This window comes from Brevundimonas sp. AVps5, from assembly GCF_058681515.1.
Genome location: NZ_CM178740.1, coordinates 2894034 through 2915122, shown reverse-complemented (window position 1 = coordinate 2915122; position 21089 = coordinate 2894034). Strand labels below are relative to the sequence as shown.

Genomic DNA, 21089 nt, shown 5'->3' with positions numbered 1-21089 from the left:
TCGACCGTGAACGGAGGACGGCGGCGGCCTTTCGTCGCGACGGGTCTACAGCAGGTTGAACGGCATCCGGAGATAGTGGCGGCCGTCCGTGTCCGGAGGGGGCAGGGCGCCCGCGCGGATGTTGACCTGCAGGGAAGCCAGGATCCGCGCCGGAGCGTTCAGGGTCGCGTCCCTCGCTACACGCATCGCGACGAGAGCGCCCTCAGACGCCCCCCCTCCCACGTGGATGTTGCCGTCCCGTTGCGCGGCGACGGTGGTCTCGAACCGGTCGTCGGTGCGCCCTTCGGGCAGATCGTCGTGGCCGACGAAGATCCGGGTGTCGCCAGGCAGGGCGGGCAGCCTCTGGATAGACCGATAGAGGGTCCGCGCGTCGCCGCCGGGCCCGGGGAAGTCGGCGCCGGCCGTGGAGCGATGGCCCGGCACTCTGCGCCGCCTCGCTGACTTCAGGTTCCGACGACCTCCAGCGCCCCGTCCGGCAATGGCCGCTGCAGCGCCTTGGCCTCGTCCCAGGGCGCGCGCATCCAGACGTCGCGCTCCTCTTCCGTCGTCAGGATCGCCGGCATGGCCTTGCGGTGCCAGGTCTTCACCGGTTCGGCGCTGTCGGTCGTCAGGAAGGCGAAGGCGTCGAACTCTTCCCGGCCGGTCCTGATCTTCCGGACGCAGGCGTGGGGCGTCCAGACCCCGGCGAAGAAGGTCAGCGGCTGGTCGGGCGACATCGCGAACCAGACCGGCTTCAGCGTGCGCTGGTGGTCCTGATCCGGCTCGCTGAAGGCGTTGAAGGGAACGAGGCAGCGGCTGGCCGGTGACAGCCACGGCCGCCAGTGCGGCGAGGCCGTGTTGCGGACATTGGTCGTGCCCTTGTCAGGCTCCAGCGCCAGAAAGTGTTTGAACCCCTCGTCATCAATCGTCTGGCCCCTGGCGCGCAGCTTCTCGACCCGCTTCACCGTGGCGTCGAACAGCGCCTTCTTCGACGAGGGCATGCCCCAGCGCGCGGTGGTCAGGATGCGCTCGCCCCCGGCGTTCAGGCGGACGATCGGGGCGGAATAGTCGGGATAGATGTCGCGCGGTTCCAGGTTGCCGACGTCGCTGTGCAGGGCGCGCGTCATGGCCAGGATATCCCCGGGCCCGGACTTCGATCGGTAGAGGTTGCACATGGCGCCAGAGCATCACGCGCGGCGCATGGTGTCCAGAACCGGTCGCGCCGAGTGTCGCCCACGGTCGATAGCGGTCATCGCCCGAGGGCCGGGACGCGGTCGTTGCAGTCCTTGCCCGGGAGCGGACCTGCCGGGCCAGCCTCGCCGGGATCTGTCTACAGCAGGTTGAGCGGCATCCGGAGATAGCGGCGGCCGTCCGCGTCAGGAGGCGGCAGGGCACCCGCCCGGATATTGACCTGCAGCGAAGGCAGGATCAGCGCCGGGGCGTTCAGGGTCGCGTCCCTGGCCTCACGCATCGCGACGAAGGCCTCCTCCGACACGCCGCCGCCCAGGTGGAGGTTGCCGTCCCTTTGGGCGGCGACGGTGGTCTCGAACCGATAGTCGGTGCGCCCCTCGGGCAGATAGTCGTGGCCGACGAAGATCCGGGTCTCGTCCGGCAGGGTGAACAGCCTGTGGATGGAGCGATAGAGGGTCCGCGCGTCGCCGCCGGGGAAGTCGGTGCGCGCCGTTCCGTAGTCCGGCATGAACAGGGTGTCGCCGGTGAAGACGGCATCCCCGATCCGGTAGCTGACACAGGCCGGCGTATGGCCCGGGGTGTGGATCACCTCGACGGAGAGCGAACCCAGGGGGAAGACGTCGCCGTCGCCGTACAGGTGATCGAAGACCTGACCGTCCGGCCTGACGTCGCCCGCGTTGAACAGGGGGGCGAAGGTCGCCTGTACCTGGGTGATCTGGTCGCCGATGCCGATTTCGACCCCTTCGGCCTCACGCAGGTGGTCCGCTGCCGTCAGGTGATCGGCGTGGGCGTGGGTCTCCAGGACGAGGGCGAGGGTCAGGCCAGCGTCCCGGAGCGCCTGCATCACCTGGTCCACCGACCGGGTCGAGGTGCGCGCCGTCGCGGGCTCATAGTCCAGAACCGGATCGATGATCGCGGCCCTGCCTGTCGCCGGGTCGCTGACCAGATAGGTGACCGTATGGGTGGCGGGGTCGAAGAACCCCCGGACGTCGGGATGCTGGGCCATGAAGGGCTCCTTTCCAGATCGCTATATATTAGTAGTTGCTTATTTAGCAAGTGCGCATATATTGCCGGTCATGATCGATCTCGAGACCATAGGCCTGGACCGTTTCGAAGCCAGCGCAGGCGAGGCTGCCGGGCTGATGCGCGCCCTCTCCAATGAGAAGCGGCTGATGATCCTGTGCCAGCTCGGCGAGCGGGAACTGTCCGTCGGACAGATGCTGGCCCTGGTCGGTCTCTCGCAGTCGGCCCTGTCCCAGCATCTCGCGAAACTGCGGGATGAAGGTCTGGTGGCGACGCGGCGCGACGGCACGACGATCTTCTATCGTGTCGTCGATCCGGCGGTCCTGAAGGTCATCGCTGTCCTGGCCGAAATCTACTGTCCTCCCCTTCCCTCCGAAAAGGCGTGACCATGACCGTCCTGACCCCCCTCAAGCCCGCCGATGTCGCCGGTCGTCTGAAGGCCCATACCGCCGTGCTGATCGACATCCGGGAACCGGACGAGTTCGCCCGCGAACATGTGGCGGGCGCGGTTCATGCGCCGCTGTCGGCCTTCGATCAGGTCCCGCTCAAACTGCCGGACGGCCGTGACGTGATCTACACCTGCCGCACCGGCAATCGCACAGGTGTCAACTGCGAGCGTCTTGCCGCCCGCGTCCCGGGCGAGGCCTTCGTCCTCGAAGGCGGCCTCGACGCCTGGAAGGCGCAAGGGCTGGCGACGAAGATCGATGCGTCGAAGCCGATCGAGCTGATGCGCCAGGTCCAGATGGCCGCCGGGGGCCTGATCCTGATCGGGGCCGCCCTCGGCCTGCTGGTTCACCCCGGCTTCTGGGGGCTTTCGGCCTTCGTCGGTGCCGGGCTGTTCGTCGCCGGGGCGACCGGCTTCTGCGGCATGGCGCAGGTTCTCGCCGCCATGCCCTGGAACAGAACCGCGCTGAAGGCCGGGTAGGATCATGACCACGGACCTGCTTCCCCTGCTGCTGGCGGCCATCAGCGGGGGCGTCGTCGCGCTCCTGCTGACGCTCTTCGGCGGCGGCGGTTCGGTCCTGGCGGTTCCGCTCCTGCTCTATGTGGTGGGGGTTCGGGACCCCCATGTCGCCATCGGGGTGTCGGCGGCGGGCGTCGCCCTCAATGCCCTGACGGCCCTGGCCGGGCATGCGCGCGCGGGCCGGGTCCGCTGGCCCTGCGCGACCCTGTTCGCGATCACGGGCGCCGCCGGCGCCTGGTTCGGATCGTCGCTCGCCAAGATGATCGACGGGCATCAGCTGTTGCTGATCTTCGCGGTCGCCATGGCGGCGGTGGGCCTGTCGATGTTGCGCCCCGGGGTCGTCGTCGTCCGGCCCGAGCCGAGGTTGAACTGGGCCATGTCTCCACGCATCGGCCTGACCGGCGCGGGCGTGGGGTCGGCGGCGGGCTTCTTCGGCATCGGCGGCGGATTTCTGATCGTGCCGGGCCTGATGGCCTCGACCGGCATGAGTCTGGCGACGGCCCAGGCGACATCGCTGCTCAGCGTGGCCGCCTTCGGCGCGACGACGGCAGGCAACTACGCCCTCTCGGGCTGGCTCGACTGGGGCCTGGTCGCCGCCATGGCGACAGGGGGGGTGGCCGGGACGGTGGCGGGTCTGCCCCTCGCGCGCCGACTGGGGGCCAATGCCGTCCTCGGTCGCAGGCTGTTCGCCGGACTCATCCTGATCGTGGCCGCCTATGTCGCGGTCCGGGCGGCGTCGGGGAGCTAGGCGAACACCAGGGGGCGGGAGCTCCTCCCCCCCCGCCGGATGACGAACGATGATCCCTCGTTTGCCGCAAACAGGCCTTGCGAAACGGCGGGGGGTCAGGCTGTTGTCGCGGATATCACCGGGTTCACGGGGGAGTCCTTGGCCAACACACGCAAGCCCGGCGATGAGCTGGCCGACGACGTCCTGGGGTTCGCAGGGCGTGAGGTCGTCACGGCCAGGGACCTCCTGCTGCGACCCGCGACCGTGCTGCGGTCATGGATGGAGGCCGGGCCTGAGGGCGGCGGCGCCTATGCCCGGCCGCTGCGTCTCTATCTGGCGCTGAACGCCATTCTGATGCTGGTTCTGTTCCTGCGCGGCGGCGCCGGCTTCCTGCTGGACAATTTCCCGCCCGACATGATGGAGTCGCTGCTCAGACAGTCGGGCAAGTCGCGGGACGTTTTCGTGGCGGACGCCGACGGCTGGATGACCCTGGTGATGGTGCCCCTGCTGTCCGTCTTCTACGTCCTGGCCGCGGCCCCGCTGCTGCGTCTGTGGGACCGGGAGGATCTCGGATGGCGCCTGGGGTTCCGGGCCGCGTTCGGCTGGCTGTGCGCCTGGACGGTACCGATTCTGCCCCTGGCCTGGTGGAGCTTCGGCGTCGGGCCTGTGGCGGCCTTCGTGTCGTTTGCCATCGCCCTTCTCGGCGTCATTGCCTTCGTCCGGATGGGACAGGGGCGGTGGTTCGTGTCGCGTTTCGTCGGGGGGCTCAGAGCCGTCGTACTGATCCTGGTCGTGCAGGTTGGAGGAATGATTGGCGGCGCTCTGGTCGTGGGGGTCGGCCTTCTGGGCGCCCTGGTGGGTCCCTGACGGTCCGGGCGGCTTTATCCGGACCGTCGATCTGAACCTTGCGGGCGGCTGATCGGGCCAGGGCAGCCCTGCAGAGAGACGATCCTCAGTCCTCCGCCTCGATCTGGTCGATGTCGTCGTCGTCGAGCCCCATATGGTGGCCGATCTCGTGGATGAGGACGTGGGCGATGATCTCGGCCAGGCCGACGTCGCCGCGCTCGCACCATTCGTCGAGGATCGGGCGGCGGTAGAGGAACACCCGGGACGGCTCGGCGGCGGGGCCGAGGCCGTCCCGCTCGCCGATATGCAGGCCGTGATAGAGGCCGGTCAGGTCGAACGGGTCCTCCAGATCGACCGAGGCCAGGGTCTCGTCGTCGGCGAAGTCGTCGATACGGATGACCACGTCACCCGCCGCCGATTTGAACGGCTCCGGCAGGGCGTCGAAGGCTTCGCGCGCCAGTCGGGCGAAATCGTCGAGCGACGGGGCGGTCTGGTTGGTCCAGGTGCTGGTCGAGGCAGTAGGCATCAGGCAGTAGGCAGTAGGGGGTCGAAGACCACGACGCCAGTGCGCGAGCGTCGCAGACGAGATGCCGGACCCTTCTACTGCCTAAGCCCTACTGCCTACTGCCCCTCTCTTAACCATCCCGTTCGCGCCTGCCGCGACATCGGCTATGGTCGCGATTCGATCCAGCGGGTGAACGGGTATGGCGGAGGTCGATATCGCCTTTGCGGCGGCGGCGGGAGCGGCAGGGCTGGCCCTGTCGATCAGCGTCTGGGCTTGGCGGTTGCGCCGCGCCGTGAGCCTGCGCGAATCCATGATTGAGCGGGAACGCGCTGCGGGGGCCGTGAGCCGGGCCCAGCACGCCGGCGCCCTGACCGCCTTCGACGACGTGCGTATCGGCCTGACGCCGGGCGAGCCGCCGCTGTTGCTGGGCCGCGACGAGACCATCGAGGCGGTGCGGCTGGCCTTTGCGAAGGACGTTCAGGGGCCGCCGGGTGCCGCCCTGGCCGAGGCGCTGCATGCGGGCCTGCCCGAGGCGATCGACGCCCTGCTGGCCGAGGGGACGCCGTTCGAGGCGCACGACGGCGAAGACTGGAAGATCGAGGGCAGCGCCGTCAACGGCACAGCCTGGCTGAGGCTGTCACCCGTGGCGCGGACCATGTCGCAGGCGGACATCCAGTATGCGGGGCAGGACGAGAGCCCGGGCGAGCACGGGTTCGGGGCCGGGCTGATCGCCGACGCCTCGCCGTCGCCGACCTGGGTCGTGGATCACGACGGGCGGCTGGTCTGGGCCAACAGGGCCTGGCTGGCCGAGGTGAAATGCGCGACGGTCGAGGCCGCACGCGAGGCCCACGCCAGTTTCGACCGGGGCGCCGACCAGCTGGCGGCCGAGGCCGCGCGGGTCGGCACGCACCAGGAAGGCTTCCGCTGGACGGCCGGGGACGGCCGTCGGCGGGCGTGGAAGATCCTGGCCGAGCCCCTGTTCTCGGGCGGGGCGGCCGGACCGGGAGGGCCGGTGCTGGTCTTCGCCATCGACATGACCGAGGCCGAGGAGACGCGCGACACCCTGCGGCGTCACGTCGAGGCCCATGACGAGACCCTGAACCACCTGGCCGATGCGGTGGCCATCTTCGGGCCATCGCGGCGGCTGGCCTTCCACAACACGGCCTTCCAGACCCTGTTCAACCTCGACCCGGCCTGGCTGGACGAGCGGCCGACCCATGCGGAGTTGCTGGACCGGCTGCGTCAGCGCCGCATGCTGCCCGAGGTCATCGACTATGCGGGCTGGAAGGCCACGGAGCTGGAGTTCTACGAGGCGACCGAAGCGGCGGCCGACGACAGCTGGTCCCTGCCCGACGGGCGGACGCTGAGGCTGGTGCGCCAGCCCCATCCGCTGGGCGGGATCCTGCTGCTGTTTTCGGACATCACCGGTGAACTGAGCCTGCGAAGCCGGTTCAACGCCCAGCTGCAGGTGCAGACGGCGACGCTGGACAAGCTGAACGACGCCGTCGCCGTGTTCGGCTCGGACGGGCGGCTGAGGCTGCACAACGAGGCGTTCGAGACCTTCTGGAGCCTGTCGGCCGAGCGGCTGGAGGAGGCCGGGGATTTCGACGCCGTGGCCGAGCTGTGCAAGACGGCCCTGCCCGACGCGGCCCTGTGGCTGGGGCTGAAGGCGCGGGTGGCCGATCCCGATCCCGAGAGCCGGGTGCCGATCTCGGGCGAGGGGCGGACGACGGACGGACGGACGGCGGCCTGGCAGACCCGGCCCCTGCCCGACGGTGCGACCCTGGTGGCCTTCTCCGACGTGACCGCAAGGCGCGAACTGGAACAGGCCCTGGCCCAGCGCGAGGCGGCGCTGAAGGAAAGCCAGGCGCTGAAGCGGGAGTTCGTGGGCTCGGTCAGCTACGAGCTGAGGACGCCGCTGACGACCATCGTCGGCTATTCCGAACTGCTGGAGACGATGGCCGACCTGCCGGAACGCAGCCGCCAGCATGCGGGCGCAATCCGGGTGGCGGCGGCCCAGCTGACGGGCTCGATCGACGACGTCCTCGACATGGCCCAGATCGACGCGGGCGAGATGGAGCTGTCGCTCGGCGACGTGCGGGTGCGCGACCTGTTCGCCGCCGCCGTGGAGAAGCACCGGCCCCGGATCGAGGGGCGGGGCGCGACCCTGAAGGCCGTTGCGGCCGCCAGGCTGCCGGCCATCCGGGCCGACGCCCGGCGTCTGGCCCAGGCGGTCGACCACCTGCTGGACAATGCCGGGCGGTCGGTGTCGGAGGGCGGGTCTGTGTCGCTGCGGGCCGAAGCCAACTCAAGCGAGCTGCGCATCCGGGTCGAGGATACGGGCCGGGGCATCCCCTATCACCTGCAGGCGCACGTCTTCGACCGGTTCGTGAAGCGTGAGCGCGGCGGGCCGGGCGTGGGTCTGGCCCTGGTCAAGGCCCTGGTGGAACTGCACGGCGGCTGGGCCGAGGTGGAGTCGGAGCCGGGCAAGGGCGCGGCCTTTATCCTGCATCTGCCGCTGGAAGCCGACAGCGGGGCGGCGGCACCGGAGTTGGCGCTTGGGTAGGGATTAGGGATTAGGCAGTAGGCATTAGGCAGTAGAAGGCGGCCAGTAGCGCACAGGCCTGCCGGCTTGCGCCCCTACTGCCTACTGCCTACTGCCTACTGCCTACTGCCTTGATCCACCGGACATCCGCAATGGCCGACACCCCCCTCCTCAAGACCGCCCTGATCTACGATTTCGACGGGACCCTGGCGCGGGGGAATATGCAGGAGGTGACCTTCATTCCCTCGGTCGGCATGGGGATCGGCGACTTCTGGGGCGAGGCGGACCGGCTGACCAGGTCCGCCGACGGCGACAATATCCTGATGTATATGCAGCTGATGCTGCAGCGGGCGCGGCACAGCGACCAGCCGATCACCAAAAAGCTGCTGGCCGAACATGGCGAGGACGTGAAGCTGTTCGACGGGCTGAAGTCGGACCTGACCGGCAAGGGCTGGTTCGAGCGGATCGACGCCATCGGCGAGAAATACGGCCTGGAGATCGAGCACTACATCATCTCCGCCGGACTGGAGGAGATGATCGACGGCTGTCCGATCCGCGAGGCCTTCCATCACGTCTTCGCGTCCAAATTCGCCTATGACGACCACGGGGTGGCGATCTGGCCGGCGGTGGGGGTCAATTACACGACCAAGACCCAGTATCTGTTCCGCATCAACAAGGGGGTGCTGAACCACTGGGACCACGAGCGGATCAACCGGTTCACCGCCGACGAGGACCGGGCCATCCCGTTCGAACGGATGATCTTTCTCGGCGACGGCGACACTGACGTGCCGACCATGAAGATGATGCACACCAAGGGCGGCTTCTCGATCGCCGTCTATGATCCCCGGAACTCCGAGAAGGATCAGAAGAAGATCTACTCCCTGATCTCCGAGGACCGGGTCAATTTCGTCGCGGCCGCCGACTATCGCGAGGGCCAGCCGCTGGACCTGATCGTGAAGGGGCTGATCGGGCGGATCGCGATCACGGCGGGGACCCTGAAAGATCTTGATTAGGGTCGCTAACGCTCGACGCGCGGCGTCTCGCTACTTGAGCGACATGTTTGTGGCGCTAACGCTCGACGCGCGGCGTCTCGCTACTTGAGCGACGGCTTGTTTCGCTAAACGGTCAGCGGCCGCCCGCCCTGATCCAGGCCTCGCGGGCCGGGAGGAGGCGGGAGGGGACGAGGCCGCGCAGGGGCGACTGGCCTTTCAGCGTGAGACCGGCCTCCACGCCCTTGCGCCAGGCGACCTCAGCCTCGATGGCGAGGCCGGCGGCGATATCCACGACGGTGACGCGGGCGGGCAGGGCGAGCTGGCGGTCGGTGCGGATCCTCAGCCCGCCGGGCGAGGTGTCGACGATGACGCAGGCCATCTCGAGCCCGGGCGCGACAATGACGGCGCGCGCGTTCGCCGGCGAGCGGGGCTGGAGGCGGCGGTCGGTCGGTTGGGTCAAGGCCACGATACTCAACGCGCGACGAGCGGTTCAGGGGCCGCTGAGGCTCCGGATGCATCGTACCGCGCGTCCTTCGTCCAGTTCAGCCACGACGTCCGCCGCGACGCCGCCCGCCAGCATATGGCGGGAAATCCGTTCGAAATGCTGAACGAAGCGGGCCAGTTCGGCGCGGCGGGCGACGGAGACGGGGGCGCCGGTCAGGCCGGTCTCCTGTTCGACGCGCCAGTCGAGCACAGGGTCGAAGGCGGGTGCCCTGAGGAACAGCAGGGCGTCGAAGGTCGCGAACAGGCGGGCGTAGTCGCTGTCCAGTCCATCATTGATTTCTCGCCGCCAGAGACCGTCCGGGTCGTCCTCGCGCTCGAGCGCGTTGATGGGGACGGCCAGAGCGGCCTCGTCCTGCGGGGTCGCACCGAGACACCAGCCTTCCAGCAGGACAGCGCGGGGACGGCCCTCGAAGACGGGTCCGTCGGCCTCCGGACGCTGGTCGTCGGCGAGCTTGTCGAAGGATGGAATGGGCGTGCGGTCGCCTGCCGTGGCGGCGCTCAGGCGGTTCAGGGTTTCGCCCAGCAGGGCCAGGTCGTGGGTTCCGGGCGGACCGCGCACGGCGAACAGGGGATGGGCGCGGGCGGCGAGGTCGGCGCGCCCGGCCTTCGTCAGATAGACGTCGTCGAGCGACAGGGTGGCGCAGGACCGGGTGCGTGCCGCCTCGGCCGCCAGGGTGCTCTTGCCGGAGCCCTGGGCGCCCGCGATGGCGATCAGGGGGACATGGCCCGGCCGTTCGTGGCGGCGGATCAGGTCGTCCACGGCCTGGATCAGCCGTGGATCAACCATCGATCAGTGCTGGTTGGCCGGCAGGCGGACAATCAGGCCGTCGAGGGCGTCCGAGACCCGGATCTGGCACGACAGGCGCGAGTTGGGCTCCACCGCCTCGGCGAAGTCGAGCATGGATTCCTCCATGGCCGAGGGCTTGCCGGTGGCCTCGCGCCAGGCCTCGTCGACATAGACGTGGCAGGTGGCACAGGCGCAGGCCCCGCCGCAGTCGGCGTCGATGCCCGGCACAGTGTTGCGGATCGCGCCCTCCATGACGGAGAGGCCCGACTTGACCTCAACGGCATGTTCACGGCCGTCGTGCTCGATATATCTAATTTTGGCCAAGGATCAGGCTGCCTGCTTCTTGCGTCCCGGGGCGATCATCAGCTTCTTGGTCTCGGCGATGGCCTTGGCCGGGTTCAGGCCCTTGGGGCAGACCTGGGCGCAGTTCATGATCGTGTGGCAGCGATAGAGTTTGAACGGATCCTCGAGGTCGTCGAGCCGCTCCTGGGTCTTGTCGTCGCGGCTGTCGGAGATCCAGCGGTAGGACTGCAGCAGGGCTGCCGGGCCGAGGTATTCGGTCTGGTTCCACCAGTAGCTGGGGCAGGAGGTCGAGCAGCAGGCGCACAGGATGCACTCGTACAGGCCGTCCAGTTTGGCGCGGTCCTCGGGGCTCTGCAGGCGTTCGGTGGTCGGGTCCGGATCGTCGGACTGGAGGTAGGGTTTGATGCTGTCGTACTGGGCGTAGAACAGGGTCAGGTCGGTGACGAGGTCCTTGACCACGGCCTGGTGCGGCAGGGGGCCGATGGCGATGGTCGAGGACGAGCATTCGTCCCAGCCCTTGGTGCAGGCCAGGGTGTTGCGGCCGTCGATGTTCATCGAGCAGGAGCCGCAGATGCCCTCGCGGCAGGACCGGCGGAACGTCAGGGTCGGGTCGATCTCGTTCTTGATATGGATCAGGGCGTCCAGCAGCATCGGACCGTGGTCGTCAGCCGAGACCTCGAAGACGTCCCACGAGGGGTTGGCGTCGACGTTGGGGTCGTAGCGGTAGACCTTGTAGGTCTTGACGTTCTTCGCGCCCCTGGCGGCCTTGTGGACCTTGCCCTTGGTCGGGGCGGAGCCGCGCGGGAGGGTAAGCTGGACCATCTCAGTAAACCCTCGCCTTGGGCTTGATGTATTCGATGTCGCTGGACATCGTGTAGGTGTGCACGGGACGGTAGTCGATCGTCACGCCCTCGCCGGGTTTGCGCCAGGCCAGGGTGTGTTTCATCCACTCATCGTCGTGACGGTCGGGGAAGTCCTCGCGGGCGTGGGCGCCGCGGCTTTCCTTGCGGTTGGCGGCGCTCTCGATCGTGACCAGGGCCTGGTCGATCAGGTTGTCGTATTCCAGAGCTTCGACGAGGTCGGTGTTCCAGATCAGGCCGCGATCGGTGACCTTGATGTCGGCCGAACGCGTATGGATGTCGCGCAGCTTGGCGACGCCCTGGTCCAGGGTCTCGCCGGTGCGGAAGACGGCCGCGTCGGACTGCATGGCGTGCTGCATCTCGTTGCGCAGTTTCGCGGTCGGATTGGCACCCGAGGCGTACCGCATCCGGTCGAAGCGGGCGATGTGAGACGCCGTGGCCGAGGCCGGAGCCGCCGGGACCGGGGCGGCCTTGTCGACCACCTCACCGGCGCGGAGGCCGGCGGCGCGGCCGAAGACGACCAGGTCGGTCAGGGAGTTGGAGCCCAAGCGGTTGGCCCCGTGGACCGAGACGCAGGCCGCCTCGCCGACGGCCATCAGGCCCGGCACCACGGTGTCGGCGTTGTTGCCGACCTTGGTCAGGACCTCGCCGTGATAGTTGGTGGGGATGCCGCCCATATTGTAGTGGACGGTCGGGATGACCGGGATCGGCTCCTTCGTCACATCGACGCCGGCGAAGATCCTGGCGCTTTCCGAGATGCCCGGCAGGCGCTCGTGCAGGATCTTCGGATCGAGGTGGTCGAGGTGGAGGAAGATGTGGTCCTTCTTCGGACCCACGCCCCGGCCTTCACGGATTTCCAGGGTCATGGAGCGCGAGACGACGTCGCGCGAGGCCAGGTCCTTGGCCGAGGGGGCGTAGCGTTCCATGAACCGCTCGCCCTCGGAGTTGGTCAGATAGCCGCCCTCGCCGCGCGCGCCCTCGGTGATCAAACAGCCGGAGCCGTAGATGCCGGTCGGGTGGAACTGGACGAACTCCATGTCCTGCAGCGGCAGGCCGGCGCGCAGGACCATGGCGTTGCCGTCGCCGGTGCAGGTGTGGGCCGAGGTGGCCGAGAAATAGGCGCGGCCGTAGCCGCCGGTGGCCAGGATGACGAGCTTGGCGCGGAACTGGTGGAGGGTGCCGTCGTCGAGCTTCCAGGCGGTGACGCCCGTGCATTGGCCGTCCTGCATGATCAGGTCGAGGGCGAAATACTCGATGAAGAACTCGACCTCGCGGCGCACCGACTGGCCGTACAGGGTGTGGAGGATGGCGTGGCCGGTGCGGTCGGCGGCGGCGCAGGTCCGCTGCACCGGGCCCTCGCCGTAGTTTTTCGTCATGCCGCCGAAGGCGCGCTGATAGATCTTGCCTTCGTCGGTGCGGCTGAAGGGCACGCCCCAGTGTTCGAGCTCATAGACGGCCTTGGGGGCCTCGCGGACCAGGTATTCGATGGCGTCCTGGTCGCCCAGCCAGTCCGACCCCTTGACGGTGTCGTACATGTGCCATTTCCACGAATCCTCGCCCATGTTGCCGAGTGAGGCGGAGATGCCGCCCTGGGCCGCCACGGTGTGGGAGCGGGTCGGGAAGACCTTGGTGACGCAGGCGACCTTCAGGCCCTGCTGCGCCGCCCCGAGGGCCGCGCGGAGGCCCGAGCCGCCGGCGCCGACGACGACGACGTCGTATTCGTGATCGACGATTTGATAGTCAGCCATTTTTCTCGATCAGATCCCGAAACCGGCCGGCAGCGGCGCCGAACCCAGCGCCAGCCGCACGATGAAGAAGACGCTGGCGGCAGCCAGCGCGAGGAAGATCAGGTTCAGCAGGCCCAGCAGCAGGGCCTTGCTCCCGGGACGGTGGATGTAGTCCTCGACGATCACCTTCCAGGCCAGGCTGGCGAAACCGGAGAAGACCAGGGCCGTGGCGATCAGCAGGCCCGCGTTCAGGCGGCTGGCGAACCATTCCAGGACGACGTCATATCCGGCACCGGCCAGGGTGAAGGCGGTCGACAGAAGCCAGACGCCGAGCGGCATCATCAGGGCCAGCAGGATCTTTTCCAGGGTCCATTCCCCGGCGCCGTGGCGCTCGGAGACGCGGACGCCGTTCCTGTACCGGGCCTGAGCGCTCACAGCGAAACCCTCCCGGTGGCGAACAGGGCGACCCAGAACAGGGCGGCCAGGGGGACGGGGCCGTAGACGGCGATCGAGGACAGCAGGTTGGCGGGCTTGAGGGCCAGGCCACGGCCGGCGTCGTTGATCAGGTGTCGGGTGCCATTGAGCAGGAAGGAGACCAGCACCACCGTCAGGCCGAAGCCGACGAACAGACCCGGGGGCGAGGCTGCGAGGCCGAGCGTGGCGGTCCAGGCCTCCGGTCCGAAGGCGGCGGCACCGAGCCAGGCGACCACCAGGATCGCGCCGACGCTGGCTGCGCCGATGGTGACGCGGAACAGGATCGAGGCCGTCATGGTGATATGCCAGCGCCAGGTCTGCAGATGCGGAGACAGGGGGCGGGGGCGGCCGTTGGGCTGGGAGACGAAACGACCGGTCTGGTCGTCAGCCGCGTCGCCGATAGGGTTCGACATGCGAATAGTTCTCAAAAAGCTGAGACGGATCAAGGCGTCAAGCGCGATTGCGCAAGGCTTTACGGACGGTCGCGGGCCGGTGTCAACGCGAGGGTGCAGTGCAAAACAGGCGAATGGTCGCGCGGGTTCCGCCGCGTGCGGAAGCGATCACGATTTCGCGTGCAGCAGGTAAGCCCTGTTCATGACCGCTGCGAGACGACACTCTGGTGCCCATGGTCGTTTTCGCACTGATTTCGCTTGCCGTTTCACCCGTCGCCGTGGCGGGGCAGTCGTCGCCCGTGCCCTATACGGCCCCCGTCTATCAGGCCCCGGCGGTGCGACCTTTCGAGCCATCCTCGAATTTCGGCCGGGTGACGGAAGAAGGCGACGGCGGGGGCGATACCGGTCTGCGTGTCATTGCCGCCCCGGTCTCGGTCGAGGCCTACCGCCGCAGCTACGAACACGCGCCGTCGCGGGCGGACAACGCCTATGACGCCGGCGTCGAGAACGCAGAGCGCACCATGGATGCCCGGATGGGGCCGCTGGACGGGCGCTGGCGGCTTGAGGACGGCGAGGGCCGGACGCTGATGACCCTGTCGCTGATGGATCAGGGCGAGGCCAGGCCGCTGGAGGGGGCCTATCGCACGGCCGACGCCCGGCCGGAGGTCGGTCCGCTGACGACTTCGGAGCGGTCGGCGGGGGCTGTGGTGCTCGATCTGGACGGCGGGAGGTTGTCTCTGCAGGCCAATGGTGAGGGCTGGACGGGGACCCTGGCTCTCGGCGGGCGCGAGCAGTCGGTTACGCTGGTTCGCTGAGCCCGATCCTATCCGGGATCGATCAGATCGAGCGCGCGGGCTCTCGCCGCCGGATCGCAGGCCGTGGCTGAACCCCGCCCCCAGACCGGATCAGGCCAGAGGCCGTCGTCGCGTCGGCGACCGACCACATGGACATGCAGCTGGGCCGTGACGTTGCCGAGGGCGGCGACGTTGAGCTTGTCGACAGGCTTTCCCGAAGCCCCGGCCAGGGCGCGGACGATCTCTCCGGCGCGGATCGTTTCCTCCATCAGAACGGCTCGGTCGGAGACGGTCAGATGCTCCAGCTCCGTCGCGCCCGCCACACGGGGGATCAGGATCAGCCACGGGAAACGGGCGTCGTCCTGCAGCCGGACATGGCACAGGGGCCAGTCGGCGGCGAAGACGGACCCGGCCTCGAAGGCCGGGTCGACGACGAACTCCGCCACTAGTTCAGGCCGTAGACCACGCAGGCCTGGTCGGTCAGGACCTGGAGTGGCGGCTGCAAGGCCAGCCGCGCGGCCTCGATCTGGGCCTCGCTGGGTGCGGCACCGGCGATCGGGGCGGGCGGCGGCGGGGGTGGAGGCGGCGGGGCCATCGCCATCACGCGGCTGCCAGTGACGACATAGTCATCGACCGTCGTCGCTTGCGACACACCAGAGCCATAGGACGGCCAACCCGCCAGTACGTCGGTCTGACAGGCGCGGCCCGTGGGATCGATCACCCGCACCGAACCGAGAGTCGCGCCGGCGCCCGCGGTGGCCGCCTCGGCGCGGGCGCGGGCGTCGCGCATGGCCGCCGCCGCGAGGTTGGACTTGGCGACATTGTCGGGTTCGAGGTTGAAATAGACCTGGCTGATGGAATTGGGCTGGGAGGCGACCACGGTGGCGTAGATCCGCTCAAGCTGGCGGACGTCGCGGACGGTCAGGCTGACGGTCGCCTGGGCCTGATAGCGTTCGATGCGGTCGGCGCGGGTGTTGTCGCGCAGGATGCCGTTCTCGTCGCGGTACTGGTCATAGAGGGGCTGTGTGGTCAGACTGGTCTCGACGCGGACGGTCTCGACGCCATAGGCGGCGAGGGTCTGGCTGAGGGTGCGGACCTGATCGGCGGCCTTGCGCGAGGCCTCGGCGACGCTGCGGTCGACGACCTGGAAGGTGGCGTTGAAGCCGGCGCGGTTGGCCTCGAGCTCGACCCGGACATAGCCGATCGAGGCGATGACCGGATCGCGCATCCACCACGGCGCGGGGACGTATTGCTGGCCGATGGTGGCGGGGGGCGTCTGGGCGAGCGCCGGCGATGCGGCGGCGGCGGAAAGCAGAAGGGCGGCGAGGACGGGACGCATGGGGGGAACTCCGTTTTGTTGCCTGACCCGAAGCCTTGCAGCCCTGCCCCGCCGGGTCTAGACCGCCCGCCAACGATTTCTGACATCGCACCGCAATATAGCCCTCACGGAGACCCCCATGGCTCGCGCGAAGATCGCCCTCATCGGCGCCGGTATGATCGGCGGCACCCTGGCCCATGTGGCCGCGCGCGAAGCCCTGGGCGACGTGATCCTGTTCGACATCGCCGAGGGCACCCCCCAGGGCAAGGCGCTCGACATCGCCGAGGCCACCGCCGTGTTCGGCGCCTCGGTCTCGCTGAAGGGCGCCAACGACTACGCCGCCATCGCGGGCGCGGACGTCTGCATCGTCACCGCCGGCGTGCCCCGCAAGGACGGCATGAGCCGCGACGACCTGGTCTCCATCAACCTGAAGGTCATGAAGGCCGTCGGCGAGGGCATCAAGGCCCACGCCCCCAACGCCTTCGTCATCTGCATCACCAACCCGCTCGACGCCATGGTCTGGGCCCTGCAGAAGTTTTCGGGCCTGCCGCACGAGAAGGTCGTCGGCATGGCCGGCGTGCTCGACTCGGCCCGTTTCGCCTGGTTCCTGTCGGAGAAGACCGGCGTGTCGGTGCAGGACATCCACGCCTGGACCCTGGGCGGCCACGGCGACGACATGGTGCCGATGGTGCGCCACTCGACCATCGGCGGCCTGCCCCTGCCTGACGCGGTCGCCGCCGGCTTCCTGTCCCAGGCCGACCTCGACGCCATCGTCACCCGCACCCGTAAGGGCGGCGGCGAGATCGTGGCCCTGCTGAAGACCGGCTCGGCCTTCTACGCCCCGGCCGAGAGCGCCATCGCCATGGCCAGGTCCTATCTGCTCGACCAGAAGCGCGTCCTGCCCTGCGCCGTCTGGCTGTCGGGCGAATACGGCCTGTCCGACCTCTATGTCGGCGTGCCGGCCCTGATCGGCGCGAACGGCGTCGAGAAGATCGTCGAATTCACCACCAACGACGAAGAAAAGGCGATGTTCGCCAAGTCGGTGGCCTCGGTCCAGGGCCTGCTGCAGGCGTGCAAGGACATTGATTCCTCGCTGGCTTAAACCTGTCGTCTCCCTCTCCCCTTGCGGGAGAGGGAGGCCGCGCACGGTCGCGATAGCGACCGTTCTGGCGCGGGCGGGTGAGGGGTCTCACCGTCCAGCGTCAGCAAGACCCCTCACCCTTTCGCGCAAGACCGCTCGCGATGCTCGCGGACGCTCAAGCCCTCTCCCGCAACGGGAGAGGGTCAGTTAGTGGCCGCCGCCGCCGGCTGTTCCGTCGTGACGGTACGGCCGAGGTCCATCGAGAGGCTGCGCCAGACCTGGATGGGGTCGTCGAGCTGCTGAGGGCCGGCACCCTGGCTGAGGAGGACGTCATACTGGGCCACGGCCTGGGGCTCGCCGCCCTCTTCCTCGGGCAGGGCATGGAAGGCCTTCACGAAGCGCCGGCTGCCGTTCCAGCGCGAGACGATGTCCGGCGTGGCGTTGGGCCCGGAGAAGACGGCGGTGAACTGGACATCGGGGCAGGCCCCGTCGGTGCAGGAGAACAGGGTCATGACCCAGCGCAGGGGGCCGTCGTCGACGCGCAGATAGATCCGGTCGTTGTTCGCCTGCGGCGGGGCCACGACCAGGCCGGCGGCGTCCAGGCGGCCGGTGATCTCGGCCACGGTCAGGCCACTCCAGCGGGCGGAGGCCGCCTGTGTCGCGGTGGTGGCGGGCGTCGTCTGGGCGAAGGCCGGGCCGGCGAGGGCCACGAGGGCGGCGGCGAGGGTGATGGATTTCATGATCGGGTTCCGTTGGGAGGCTCAGCCTAGACGACTTTGCGGCGAACCGAGGGCTCAGTCGGCGTGGGCGGCCTGTTCCAGCCAGGACTGGCTCGACATCTCGTTGAGGCGGGACACCGTGCGTTCGAACTCGAAGGCGCCGTCGCCGGCCGGATAGAGCTGTTCCGGCGCGCCCGCCGCCAGGGCGACCAGCCGGGTCTTCGCCTCGTAGAGGGCGTCGATCAGGGTGACGAAGCGCCGGGCGGCCTGTCGATTGTCGGGGGTCAGAAGCGGCACGCCGTCGAGGAACAGGGTGTGGAACCGCGCGGCGATGGCCAGATAGTCCTGCGGTCCCAGAGGCGCTTCGCACAGTTCGGCGAAGGTGGCGCGGGCCAGACCCCCGGCGGTGCGGTCGATGACCACGTCGCGGCCCAGCACGGCCAGATGGGCCGGACATTCGGGCATGTCGCCCTTCAGGTCGGTCCACAACTGTTCAAAGCCCTCGCGCCGGGCACCGGCTTCGCCCCCCTGCTGCCTTCCGATGTCATACCAGACGCGGGAGGCCTTGATCCGGTCCAGGCGCCAGTCGCGAGCGCCCGAGAGCTCGACGACCTGGCAGCGTTCCTTGATGCGTTCGATGAAGGGGACGAACAGGGGGCGGTTGATGCCGTCCCTGTAGAGGGCGTCGGGGGCGCGGTTGGAGGTGATGCAGACCACCACCTTCTTCTCGAACAGGGCGTCGAACAGCCGGCCCAGGATCATGGCGTCGGCGATGTCGGTGACCTGAAGCTCGTCGAAGCACAGCAGGCGCGCCTCGGACGCGATCAGGGCGGCGACGGGGGCGATGGGGTCGTCGCCCCCCTTCTTGCCGGAGCTGTGGGTTCCGAAGACCGTCTGGCGGGTCTTCCGGTCGCCCTCGCGCCACTGGCGGATCAGGTCGTGGACCCGGGCCATGAAGGCGTGGAAATGGGCGCGGGTCTTTCGCGGCTCGGGGGCGTGGGCGAAGAACAGGTCCATCAGGATGGACTTGCCCCGTCCCGGCGGACCCCAGAGGTAGAGGCCGCGCACCTCCCGGATGCCCCCGAACAGGCCGCGTTTGCCGAGGTCCCTTTCCAGTCGCGTCAGGGCCTCGATCGCCGATTGCTGGGCCGGATCGGCGGTCAGCAGGCCCGACTTCAGGCGGTCGGCATAAGCGCGGGCGATGTGTGACGACATGGAACTGGGCCTTAACCGGCCCGCCCCGGGCTGAAAAGCGGTTGCTTCGCAGGCGCGAACGCCTAATTGCGATGCTGCCTGTCCTCTGGACGGGTCTCCCCAATACCGCGCCCAGGCAGCAAGCGACCGCGTCGCGAGCGTCAGCGCGTCCGAAGGACTGAACAAGAATGGGCTATTCCGTCGCTATCGTGGGCGCCACCGGCAATGTCGGGCGCGAAATGCTGACCATCCTCGAGGAACTGGAGTTCCCTGTGGACAAGATGCACGCGGTCGCCTCGCGAAAATCCAAGGGAATGGATGTCGCCTGGGGAGACAAGACCATCAAGTGCGAAGTCCTGGACACCTTCGACTTCTCGACTGTCGACATCGTCCTGATGTCGGCCGGCAAGGAGGTTTCGCGCGAATGGTCCGAGAAGATCGGCAAGGCTGGTCCAATCGTTATCGACAACTCCTCGGCGTTCCGTATGGACCCCGACGTGCCCCTGATCGTGCCCGAGGTGAACCCGGACGCCATCAAGCTGGCGACGAAGAAGAACATCATCGCCAATCCGAACTGCTCGACGGTCCAGCTGATGGTGGCGCTGAAGCCGCTGCACGACGCGGCGAAGGCGAAGCGGGTGGTGGTCTCGACCTATCAATCCGTGTCCGGCGCCGGCAAGGAAGGCATGGACGAGCTGTGGAACCAGACCAAGGCCATCTATGGCCTGGGTGACGCCAAGCCGAAGAAATTCCCCAAGCAGATCGCCTTCAACGTCATCCCCTTTATCGGAGCCTTCAACGAGGACGGCTATACCGACGAGGAGGCCAAGATGTGGGCCGAGACCCACAAGATGCTGGATCCGAACATCAAGCTGACGGTCACCTGCGTCCGCGTGCCGGTCTTCGTCGGCCACTCCGAGGCGGTGACGGTCGAGTTCGAAAAGCCGATCAGCCCGGACGAGGCGCGCGCCATCCTGCGCGAGGCACCGGGCGTGCAGGTGATCGATAAGCAGGAGCACGACGGCTACATCACCCCCGTCGACGCCGCCGGCGAGCACGCCGTCTATGTGTCGCGAATCCGCAAGGACCACACGGTCGAGAACGGCCTGGTCTTCTGGGTGGTGTCCGACAACCTGCGCAAGGGCGCGGCCCTGAACGCCGTCCAGATCGCCCAGCTTCTGGACGAGACGGGCACGATCAAGCCGAAGAGCGGGTATCGCACCCTGACGGTCTAGGACCTTGGCACCGCCGACCCCGACCCGCGCCGCCTTCCTGTCGGCGGTGGGGTGTTATGTCATGTGGGGGTTCATGCCCCTGCTGTTCATGGGCCAGGCGGCGCTGGGGTTCTCCGCGCCGGAAATCCTGTCGCACCGGGCCCTGTGGTCGGTGCTGTTCGCGGGCGGTCTGGTGCTGCTGGCCGGTCAGTCGAAACAGGTGCGGGCGGTGCTGGGTCAGCCGAAGACCCTGGCCTGGCTGGCACTGGCGACCGTGCTGATCGCGATCAACTGGGGCCTCTATGTCTGGGCCACGACCCACCATGCGACGCTGGAAGCGAGCCTCGGCTACTATATCAACCCGCTGCTCAACATGATCGTGGGGCTGTGGCTGTTCCGCGAGAAGATCGACCGCTGGGGCTGGGTCGCCATCGGCCTGGCCGCGGTGGGGGTGCTGTTCCAGGCCCTGGCGCTCGGACGGCCGCCGTGGATCTCCATCGCCCTGGCGCTCAGTTTCGGAGCCTACGGGGTGATCAAGAAGCGCATTTCGGTCGACGCCCAGGCGGGGCTGTTCATCGAATGCCTGTTGCTGCTGCCGTTCGGACTGGTGTTCGTGATCTGGCTGCAGACGCAGGGGTTGGGCCACGCGTTCGCGACGGTCGAGGGGTTCGGCTGGGCCCTGCTGAACGGGCCGGCGACGGTCCTGCCGCTGGCGATGTTCGCCTTCGCCGCGCGGCGGATGCCGCTGTCGACCATCGGGTTTATCCAGTTCCTCGCCCCGACGCTGCAGTTCGGCGTTGGGCTGGCGACCGGCGAGCTGTTCACGCCGCTGAGAGCCGCGTCGTTCGGCTTCATCTGGCTGGGCGCCGGTGTGTTCGCGGCGGCGGCCCTGTTCCGGGCGCGGGCGGCGCGGCGGGCGATGGCGGAGGCCGCGCAACCGGTCTAGCCTT

General features: G+C 68.4%; 25 protein-coding genes. 10 read left to right on the top strand and 15 right to left on the bottom strand.

Annotated features, from left to right (window positions below; translation table 11 throughout):
* Nucleotides 1-45: 45 nt before the first annotated feature.
* From ACW18A_RS14790 to ACW18A_RS14780, 3 genes are all read right to left on the bottom strand, one after another.
* Complete coding sequence (locus ACW18A_RS14790) at nt 46-423, bottom strand: hypothetical protein (RefSeq protein ID WP_492022468.1); 378 nt, start codon at nt 421-423, stop codon at nt 46-48.
* Nucleotides 424-443: 20 nt separating this feature from the next.
* Nucleotides 444-1106: an SOS response-associated peptidase family protein gene (locus ACW18A_RS14785; protein ID WP_492022467.1), complete on the bottom strand. Its 663-nt coding sequence runs from the start codon at nt 1104-1106 to the stop codon at nt 444-446.
* Nucleotides 1107-1309: 203 nt separating this feature from the next.
* Entirely contained in the window at nt 1310-2176 is an 867-nt protein-coding gene (locus ACW18A_RS14780) for an MBL fold metallo-hydrolase (protein WP_492022466.1), read from the bottom strand.
* Nucleotides 2177-2246: 70 nt separating this feature from the next.
* Between ACW18A_RS14780 and ACW18A_RS14775 the strand changes: the two genes are divergently transcribed.
* From ACW18A_RS14775 to ACW18A_RS14760, 4 genes are all read left to right on the top strand, one after another.
* Nucleotides 2247-2579 carry an ArsR/SmtB family transcription factor gene (locus ACW18A_RS14775; RefSeq protein ID WP_492022465.1) on the top strand — a complete coding sequence of 111 codons (333 nt, stop codon included), beginning with the start codon at nt 2247-2249 and terminating at the stop codon, nt 2577-2579.
* A 2-nt stretch (nt 2580-2581) separates the two neighbouring features.
* A complete protein-coding gene (locus ACW18A_RS14770) occupies nt 2582-3118 on the top strand; it encodes a rhodanese family protein (RefSeq protein ID WP_492022464.1) in 537 nt (178 codons plus the stop codon).
* Between the two features lie 4 nt (nt 3119-3122).
* Entirely contained in the window at nt 3123-3905 is a 783-nt protein-coding gene (locus ACW18A_RS14765; protein ID WP_492022463.1) for a sulfite exporter TauE/SafE family protein, read from the top strand.
* Between the two features lie 138 nt (nt 3906-4043).
* Nucleotides 4044-4751: a hypothetical protein gene (locus ACW18A_RS14760; RefSeq protein ID WP_492022462.1), complete on the top strand. Its 708-nt coding sequence runs from the start codon at nt 4044-4046 to the stop codon at nt 4749-4751.
* Nucleotides 4752-4836: 85 nt separating this feature from the next.
* On the opposite strand, the gene ACW18A_RS14755 is transcribed toward ACW18A_RS14760, so the two are convergent.
* Complete coding sequence (locus ACW18A_RS14755; protein ID WP_492022461.1) at nt 4837-5256, bottom strand: metallopeptidase family protein; 420 nt, start codon at nt 5254-5256, stop codon at nt 4837-4839.
* Between the two features lie 178 nt (nt 5257-5434).
* Here ACW18A_RS14755 and ACW18A_RS14750 point away from each other — a divergent pair, with 178 nt between their 5' ends.
* Together ACW18A_RS14750 and ACW18A_RS14745 are read left to right on the top strand one after the other, a co-directional pair.
* Nucleotides 5435-7801: a sensor histidine kinase gene (locus tag ACW18A_RS14750; protein WP_492022460.1), complete on the top strand. Its 2367-nt coding sequence runs from the start codon at nt 5435-5437 to the stop codon at nt 7799-7801.
* Nucleotides 7802-7932: 131 nt separating this feature from the next.
* Nucleotides 7933-8793, top strand: coding sequence for an HAD family hydrolase (locus ACW18A_RS14745; RefSeq protein ID WP_492022459.1), 861 nt, complete (start codon nt 7933-7935; stop codon nt 8791-8793).
* Between the two features lie 112 nt (nt 8794-8905).
* On the opposite strand, the gene ACW18A_RS14740 is transcribed toward ACW18A_RS14745, so the two are convergent.
* The 7 genes from ACW18A_RS14740 to sdhC are packed head-to-tail and all read right to left on the bottom strand — an operon-like array spanning nt 8906 to nt 13840.
* A complete protein-coding gene (locus ACW18A_RS14740; RefSeq protein WP_492022458.1) occupies nt 8906-9238 on the bottom strand; it encodes a PilZ domain-containing protein in 333 nt (110 codons plus the stop codon).
* Nucleotides 9239-9262: 24 nt separating this feature from the next.
* On the bottom strand, nt 9263-10063 hold the full coding sequence (locus tag ACW18A_RS14735; RefSeq protein ID WP_492022457.1) for a kinase: 801 nt from the start codon (nt 10061-10063) through the stop codon (nt 9263-9265).
* A gap of 3 nt (nt 10064-10066) precedes the next feature.
* Nucleotides 10067-10387, bottom strand: coding sequence for a 2Fe-2S iron-sulfur cluster-binding protein (locus ACW18A_RS14730; RefSeq protein WP_492022456.1), 321 nt, complete (start codon nt 10385-10387; stop codon nt 10067-10069).
* Nucleotides 10388-10390: 3 nt separating this feature from the next.
* The gene (locus ACW18A_RS14725) at nt 10391-11188 is read right to left on the bottom strand and encodes a succinate dehydrogenase iron-sulfur subunit (protein WP_492022455.1); all 798 of its coding nucleotides are present in this window, start codon (nt 11186-11188) and stop codon (nt 10391-10393) included.
* Nucleotide 11189: 1 nt separating this feature from the next.
* Nucleotides 11190-12974 (bottom strand): succinate dehydrogenase flavoprotein subunit, encoded by a 1785-nt coding sequence (gene sdhA, locus ACW18A_RS14720; protein ID WP_492022454.1) that lies wholly within the window; start codon nt 12972-12974, stop codon nt 11190-11192.
* Between the two features lie 9 nt (nt 12975-12983).
* Nucleotides 12984-13388 carry a succinate dehydrogenase, hydrophobic membrane anchor protein gene (locus tag ACW18A_RS14715; RefSeq protein WP_492022453.1) on the bottom strand — a complete coding sequence of 135 codons (405 nt, stop codon included), beginning with the start codon at nt 13386-13388 and terminating at the stop codon, nt 12984-12986.
* Nucleotides 13385-13840, bottom strand: a complete 456-nt coding sequence (gene sdhC, locus ACW18A_RS14710) for a succinate dehydrogenase, cytochrome b556 subunit (RefSeq protein WP_492022452.1) — start codon at nt 13838-13840, stop codon at nt 13385-13387. Before sdhC ends, ACW18A_RS14715 begins: the two co-directional genes overlap by 4 nt.
* A gap of 206 nt (nt 13841-14046) precedes the next feature.
* On the opposite strand from sdhC, the gene ACW18A_RS14705 reads away from it, so the two are divergent.
* Nucleotides 14047-14634: a hypothetical protein gene (locus tag ACW18A_RS14705; RefSeq protein WP_492022451.1), complete on the top strand. Its 588-nt coding sequence runs from the start codon at nt 14047-14049 to the stop codon at nt 14632-14634.
* A gap of 8 nt (nt 14635-14642) precedes the next feature.
* Here the strand turns inward: ACW18A_RS14705 and ACW18A_RS14700 are convergent, their stop codons facing one another.
* Nucleotides 14643-15059 (bottom strand): HIT domain-containing protein, encoded by a 417-nt coding sequence (locus ACW18A_RS14700; RefSeq protein ID WP_492022450.1) that lies wholly within the window; start codon nt 15057-15059, stop codon nt 14643-14645.
* Nucleotides 15059-15952, bottom strand: coding sequence for an SIMPL domain-containing protein (locus ACW18A_RS14695; RefSeq protein ID WP_492022449.1), 894 nt, complete (start codon nt 15950-15952; stop codon nt 15059-15061). The genes ACW18A_RS14700 and ACW18A_RS14695 overlap by 1 nt, the downstream gene beginning before the upstream one ends.
* A 118-nt stretch (nt 15953-16070) precedes the next feature.
* Between ACW18A_RS14695 and mdh the strand changes: the two genes are divergently transcribed.
* Nucleotides 16071-17033, top strand: a complete 963-nt coding sequence (gene mdh, locus ACW18A_RS14690; RefSeq protein WP_492022448.1) for a malate dehydrogenase — start codon at nt 16071-16073, stop codon at nt 17031-17033.
* Nucleotides 17034-17215: 182 nt separating this feature from the next.
* Here mdh and ACW18A_RS14685 read toward each other — a convergent pair whose 3' ends face one another.
* Together ACW18A_RS14685 and zapE are read right to left on the bottom strand one after the other, a co-directional pair.
* The gene (locus ACW18A_RS14685) at nt 17216-17752 is read right to left on the bottom strand and encodes a YbjN domain-containing protein (RefSeq protein WP_492022447.1); all 537 of its coding nucleotides are present in this window, start codon (nt 17750-17752) and stop codon (nt 17216-17218) included.
* Nucleotides 17753-17806: 54 nt separating this feature from the next.
* Nucleotides 17807-18946 (bottom strand): cell division protein ZapE, encoded by a 1140-nt coding sequence (zapE, locus tag ACW18A_RS14680; RefSeq protein ID WP_492022446.1) that lies wholly within the window; start codon nt 18944-18946, stop codon nt 17807-17809.
* Nucleotides 18947-19113: 167 nt separating this feature from the next.
* Between zapE and ACW18A_RS14675 the strand changes: the two genes are divergently transcribed.
* Nucleotides 19114-20160: an aspartate-semialdehyde dehydrogenase gene (locus ACW18A_RS14675; RefSeq protein WP_492022445.1), complete on the top strand. Its 1047-nt coding sequence runs from the start codon at nt 19114-19116 to the stop codon at nt 20158-20160.
* A gap of 4 nt (nt 20161-20164) precedes the next feature.
* Nucleotides 20165-21085, top strand: a complete 921-nt coding sequence (gene rarD / locus ACW18A_RS14670) for an EamA family transporter RarD (RefSeq protein WP_492022444.1) — start codon at nt 20165-20167, stop codon at nt 21083-21085.
* Nucleotides 21086-21089 lie beyond the last annotated feature (4 nt).

What these genes read in the sequence shown, in the direction of transcription:
- ACW18A_RS14785 (WP_492022467.1), bottom strand. Translation starts at nt 1,106, where the DNA reads ATGACGCGCGCCCTGCACAGCGACGTCGGCAACCTGGAACCGCGCGAC.
- ACW18A_RS14780 (WP_492022466.1), bottom strand. Translation starts at nt 2,176, where the DNA reads ATGGCCCAGCATCCCGACGTCCGGGGGTTCTTCGACCCCGCCACCCAT.
- ACW18A_RS14775 (WP_492022465.1), top strand. Translation starts at nt 2,247, where the DNA reads ATGATCGATCTCGAGACCATAGGCCTGGACCGTTTCGAAGCCAGCGCA.
- ACW18A_RS14770 (WP_492022464.1), top strand. Translation starts at nt 2,582, where the DNA reads ATGACCGTCCTGACCCCCCTCAAGCCCGCCGATGTCGCCGGTCGTCTG.
- ACW18A_RS14765 (WP_492022463.1), top strand. Translation starts at nt 3,123, where the DNA reads ATGACCACGGACCTGCTTCCCCTGCTGCTGGCGGCCATCAGCGGGGGC.
- ACW18A_RS14755 (WP_492022461.1), bottom strand. Translation starts at nt 5,256, where the DNA reads ATGCCTACTGCCTCGACCAGCACCTGGACCAACCAGACCGCCCCGTCG.
- ACW18A_RS14750 (WP_492022460.1), top strand. Translation starts at nt 5,435, where the DNA reads ATGGCGGAGGTCGATATCGCCTTTGCGGCGGCGGCGGGAGCGGCAGGG.
- ACW18A_RS14745 (WP_492022459.1), top strand. Translation starts at nt 7,933, where the DNA reads ATGGCCGACACCCCCCTCCTCAAGACCGCCCTGATCTACGATTTCGAC.
- ACW18A_RS14735 (WP_492022457.1), bottom strand. Translation starts at nt 10,063, where the DNA reads ATGGTTGATCCACGGCTGATCCAGGCCGTGGACGACCTGATCCGCCGC.
- ACW18A_RS14725 (WP_492022455.1), bottom strand. Translation starts at nt 11,188, where the DNA reads ATGGTCCAGCTTACCCTCCCGCGCGGCTCCGCCCCGACCAAGGGCAAG.
- sdhA (WP_492022454.1), bottom strand. Translation starts at nt 12,974, where the DNA reads ATGGCTGACTATCAAATCGTCGATCACGAATACGACGTCGTCGTCGTC.
- sdhC (WP_492022452.1), bottom strand. Translation starts at nt 13,840, where the DNA reads ATGTCGAACCCTATCGGCGACGCGGCTGACGACCAGACCGGTCGTTTC.
- ACW18A_RS14695 (WP_492022449.1), bottom strand. Translation starts at nt 15,952, where the DNA reads ATGCGTCCCGTCCTCGCCGCCCTTCTGCTTTCCGCCGCCGCCGCATCG.
- mdh (WP_492022448.1), top strand. Translation starts at nt 16,071, where the DNA reads ATGGCTCGCGCGAAGATCGCCCTCATCGGCGCCGGTATGATCGGCGGC.
- ACW18A_RS14685 (WP_492022447.1), bottom strand. Translation starts at nt 17,752, where the DNA reads ATGAAATCCATCACCCTCGCCGCCGCCCTCGTGGCCCTCGCCGGCCCG.
- zapE (WP_492022446.1), bottom strand. Translation starts at nt 18,946, where the DNA reads ATGTCGTCACACATCGCCCGCGCTTATGCCGACCGCCTGAAGTCGGGC.
- ACW18A_RS14675 (WP_492022445.1), top strand. Translation starts at nt 19,114, where the DNA reads ATGGGCTATTCCGTCGCTATCGTGGGCGCCACCGGCAATGTCGGGCGC.